Raw genomic sequence first — 4,272 nt, 5'->3', positions numbered from 1 at the left:
TAATCCCAAGAACCTTTTTTGTGTATCTATTTTTAAATGCTAAATAGATACGAGAACAATACACCTTTTGAAAAATTAATTTAGATCTTTATTCTCCGAATATGATCTTGTTTAATTTTATAGGCGATCTCATTTTCAATTTGTGTTTCATTATTGATTGTCATGTTTCTCACCTACTTAATTATAAGTCTTTTCTAATTTTCGCCACAAAAATTAGATCAATTTTATACGTAGATGAACATTAGAATAAGTTGCCACACTTATAGCCAAATTTTGAAGAAGCATCTTTCGATGCTTCTTAACTATAACATTTTAGAATTGTGGAAGTAAATATTAGGTGTTAGTAATTTGTGTTTTTAAATTTGAAATATATCGAGTACATTGTCTTTTTCTTCTTTATTGATTCCAATATACTTAAGTGTAATTTGTGGAGTACTATGATTGAGTATTTCTTGCAACATGGCCACATCTTTTGTTTGTTTATAGAACCAATAGCCGAAGGTTTTGCGCATGGTGTGGGTACCAATGGACTCTATGCCGGTAAAATTTCCGGCTTTTTGCAATTGTCGATAAGTTTGGATCTTACTAATGGGCTGATCTCCTTTACGGGAAGGGAATAACCAGGTGTTTTCTAGGGTTTGGGCATAAGAATAGACTTCATCAAAAATAGAAGTAAGATTAATTATGCGTTCTTTCTTCGTTTTTCCTTCTTTGATCTTAAATTCTTTTCTCTTTTTCCGTTTTAACTTTACTATGGTTTCTGTTTCAATTTGGAGTAGATCGCTGACACGTAATCCTGTATTGATTCCAATTAGAAAGAGAATATAGTCTCTTTCTGAACAGTGGCGTTTAAGGGCCCATTTCATATCTTCGATCTGTTCTTTACTTCTAATGGGTTGTACATCAATAAGATGTGGCTTTTTATTCATGGATTTATGACCTCTTTATTTATAGTGTTTTGAATGTATACTTTTGTTATATAAATTGAGGATATCAGGGGGAATGACGAAAAGTCAATGTTTAAGGGGAAATGAATGTAAACTAATATCTAAAAGTTTACTTTCACACACTACAAAAATATTGTGGAATTAATTTACAGTTGAGATGAAAATGGTAGTTATTTTTAAACAAAAAACCTAGCAAGTGCTAGGTCTTTTTATAATAGGGTGTTATATTTTTGAGATATAAATAGGATATATATATTTAAATATCTTTAATTATTTAGGTTTTATTTTATTAGGAGAATTAAAATTTAATGAAAGTTGTTCACCATTGATTTTATTAAAAATTTTATCAAAATTTCGCTTAAAATCATCTATATTTTCGGATAGTTGCATAACAGGTATAAGACGGTTTAAGTGCTTATCTAGTTGTATAATACCTATATCATCAGAAAGGAATTGGAAATTTTTATATCTTCTGTAAGTTTTATTTCCTTTTTGGATTTTAGGATTAGTTTTTTTTATATGGTCAATTATTTCTGTAGGGAAATAATTGTAAACATATGTGTTAGTGAATTGTCCAATAAATTGTGGTTTATTCTTGCTACTTGGGTTAGAACTTAAACCATATAATCTATAAATTTCTTCATAATACTCTAAAGGGAATCTTCTTTGCCATTTCATTAAATCTTCTGAAATATAGGCTTCTAGTAATTTTGATAATTCTTGTCTTTCTCGATCATATTGATAACCAGTAGCTTCATCAATTAAAGCTGCAATACCTACTTTTGCTAAAGCTCTAATAATTATTTCAGCTTTTTTGACTATTTTTTCTTGTGTACTAGTAATCTTTCCTTCATCTCTTGCTTGTAAATATAATTCACAGATCTCTGGAATAAGAGTTGCATCATATCCTTTTGCTGATTTTCCATTTGTATGTCTATAGATAATGGGTTTAGCTTTTTCTCTTAATTCAGGAGTTACAAATTTTTCTAAAGTTTTAGCAGTAACAACAGCAGGAAGGCCCTCAATTCTTTTTGCTCCATGTGGAGGTCTATCAAAAACTTCAAAGAGTCCGCTTTGACTTATAATTCTTCTACCATTTTCTAAAACAGCACAGTTTACATCAATATCACCTATGGTTAGCTTTCCTCTATGTGTAGCTTCGAAAATAATAATTTCTTGCTCCATTTAACCACAATCCTTTCAATATTTTTATAACTAGTTATTTTGATAAGGCTGGTATACATATTATTGATCATGTGAATTTAATATTCATATGATCAATAATATGTATTAAAGTTATTTTTATCAATTTTATTTTTTGATTTTTCAAAATAAAACAAAGAACCAGGCATAAACAAATGCCTGGTTCTTTGTTTTATTTAAGAAATATTTTCATTTAAAATTTACCAAGTTAATAGTAAACGATCATGTACATCTTCATTAATCATAACTTCTCCTGATCTTTGAAGACGGTTAATCATAGATACTCCACAATTTACATATTTTTCTCTTTCAAATAAACCTTCTGGTAGCTGAACACTTATATCTTCAGTTTTAGATTTCTTTTTTCCATTTATAGATAACATTACTTTAACACCACGTTGCTTACATTTATAAATGGCTTCCCAAAGATCTTCTATTTTAAAAGCTTGTGCACCATATAATATAGATTGGCTATGTGTATAAGGTGGATCACAATAGACTAAATCACCAGTTTTGGCTTTATTCATGGTTTCTCTAAAATCGGTATTTATAAACTCAACATTTTGTAAAAGATCATGCCATATTTGTACTCGTTCTTCAAAAGATTCTGGTGAAATTGGATTATGAGGACCAATAGGTGTACTCATATAACCATCACGTTTTCTAAAACGAATAATACCGGAGTAACATGTACGTGTAAGAACAGCAAAATCTAAAGGATCACGATCTTGGTTAAAACGTTCACGAATCTCTAAATATTTTTCTTGTCTATTATTAATATAATCTTCAATACAATTTTTGTAATGTTTGACTAAAGTATTTGGATCACTTTTTACATAATTAAAAATGCCTATTAATGGTGTCATAACATCAGAACCAACAGCTTTTTTATATGTTATTGGTGGAATTAAAGAGTTTTTTTGATGGTAAGCAAGTGTAGCTAATACAGCGCCACTTCCAAGAAATGGTTCATAATAAGTCTCTATTTCATTAGGCATAGCTTCTACTATTTCATGAGCAAATTTATGTTTATTTCCAACCCATTTAAGCAATTGTGGGATATTTTTCATTAATTTTGTTACCTCTCTTATATTCTTCTTAAAATAATTATACCAAAAATGTTACTTATAGTCTGTAGATATATAGTCATCAAATAAGTAAATTTGATTTATGGAAAATATTGATATTAAAGAACAGTTTGGCATGTCTATTAAGTATTATCGTAATAAAAAGGGGATTTCGCAAGAAAAACTAGCGGAAATAACAGGTCTACATCGTACATACATAAGCGAGGTGGAAAGGGGTAACAGGAACATTTCTTTGATTAATATAAGCAAAATAGCAACTGCACTAGATATAAATGTGTCGGATTTGTTTATATATATAAATTTATGATAGGGGAAAATTATGAGAGCAAATCCACAATTTTTAAACAGATCAACTGCTTTTTGGGGATATACAAAGTTAATTTCAGAAAGGCTTGGTTATTCCAAAGCAAATTTTGTTTTACATCATGATAAGCATTCAATAAAAACAAAACTTTATGAAATGGATATAAGTATTGAAGAGGATTTATTGGAAGATGTTTCAGAATATCTTATATATAGAGCTGATTTGCTTAATAATACAATTAGTAATCTATTTATGAATGTAGATGAAGCTAGGCATGAGTTTCGTAATCTATTGGAACACTATAAAGTAAATGGCTTTACTTCAAGTCTTCCTTTAAATAAGCAAAAAGGTGAAAAAAGAGATTATGCTTATTTTACTTGTATGATAAACATTATTACAGAAGGTGTATTACGACAATTTAGCAATCAACAGGGTCTAAATTATGATAAAGATATAAAATTTAATGATGATCCACGTAATTTAACATACATTCTTGACGAAAATAAGGGAGTTGAAGGGATTCTTTCTAGGCGATTTGATGGAGCTTTTCCTAGTACTGTTAATCCTAAAGCAATATGGGAGATTAAGGAGTATTATTACACAACAACATTTGGTAGTCGTATTGCTGACGGTGTTTATGAAACTCAATTAGATGGTCATGAGATAAATCATTTGTCTCATGTGTTACATACACCTATTGAGCATATATATTTTATAGATGCTTACAATA

Annotated in this window: 5 protein-coding genes; 2 read left to right on the top strand and 3 right to left on the bottom strand. The window is 29.1% G+C overall.

From position 1 onward, the window contains the following. Positions 1-356: 356 nt before the first annotated feature. The 3 genes from ACP6L7_RS36255 to ACP6L7_RS36245 all read right to left on the bottom strand — a co-directional run bounded on the left by ACP6L7_RS36255 (position 357) and on the right by ACP6L7_RS36245 (position 3,220). Positions 357-929 carry a tyrosine-type recombinase/integrase gene (locus ACP6L7_RS36255; protein ID WP_430529905.1) on the bottom strand — a complete coding sequence of 191 codons (573 nt, stop codon included), beginning with the start codon at positions 927-929 and terminating at the stop codon, positions 357-359. Between the two features lie 288 nt (positions 930-1,217). After that, entirely contained in the window at positions 1,218-2,132 is a 915-nt protein-coding gene (locus ACP6L7_RS36250; protein ID WP_430529904.1) for a P63C domain-containing protein, read from the bottom strand. Between the two features lie 218 nt (positions 2,133-2,350). After that, positions 2,351-3,220: a DNA adenine methylase gene (locus ACP6L7_RS36245; RefSeq protein ID WP_430529903.1), complete on the bottom strand. Its 870-nt coding sequence runs from the start codon at positions 3,218-3,220 to the stop codon at positions 2,351-2,353. 100 nt (positions 3,221-3,320) lie between these two features. Between ACP6L7_RS36245 and ACP6L7_RS36240 the strand changes: the two genes are divergently transcribed. Further along, the gene (locus ACP6L7_RS36240) at positions 3,321-3,545 is read left to right on the top strand and encodes a helix-turn-helix domain-containing protein (RefSeq protein ID WP_430529911.1); all 225 of its coding nucleotides are present in this window, start codon (positions 3,321-3,323) and stop codon (positions 3,543-3,545) included. 12 nt (positions 3,546-3,557) lie between these two features. After that, a partial coding sequence (locus ACP6L7_RS36235; RefSeq protein ID WP_430529913.1) for a DUF7687 domain-containing protein occupies positions 3,558-4,272 on the top strand: 715 nt, incomplete at its 3' end.

It is taken from the genome of Bacillus silvicola (assembly GCF_050524305.1).
In the GTDB taxonomy this organism is placed as follows: Bacteria; Bacillota; Bacilli; order Bacillales; family Bacillaceae_G; genus Bacillus_A; species Bacillus_A cereus_AT.
This window is presented reverse-complemented; position numbering and strand designations above follow the sequence as displayed.

Excerpts from the sequence above, each read along its gene's own strand:
- ACP6L7_RS36245 (WP_430529903.1), bottom strand. The coding sequence starts at position 3,220 with ATGAAAAATATCCCACAATTGCTTAAATGGGTTGGAAATAAACATAAA.
- ACP6L7_RS36240 (WP_430529911.1), top strand. The coding sequence starts at position 3,321 with ATGGAAAATATTGATATTAAAGAACAGTTTGGCATGTCTATTAAGTAT.
- ACP6L7_RS36255 (WP_430529905.1), bottom strand. The coding sequence starts at position 929 with ATGAATAAAAAGCCACATCTTATTGATGTACAACCCATTAGAAGTAAA.
- ACP6L7_RS36250 (WP_430529904.1), bottom strand. The coding sequence starts at position 2,132 with ATGGAGCAAGAAATTATTATTTTCGAAGCTACACATAGAGGAAAGCTA.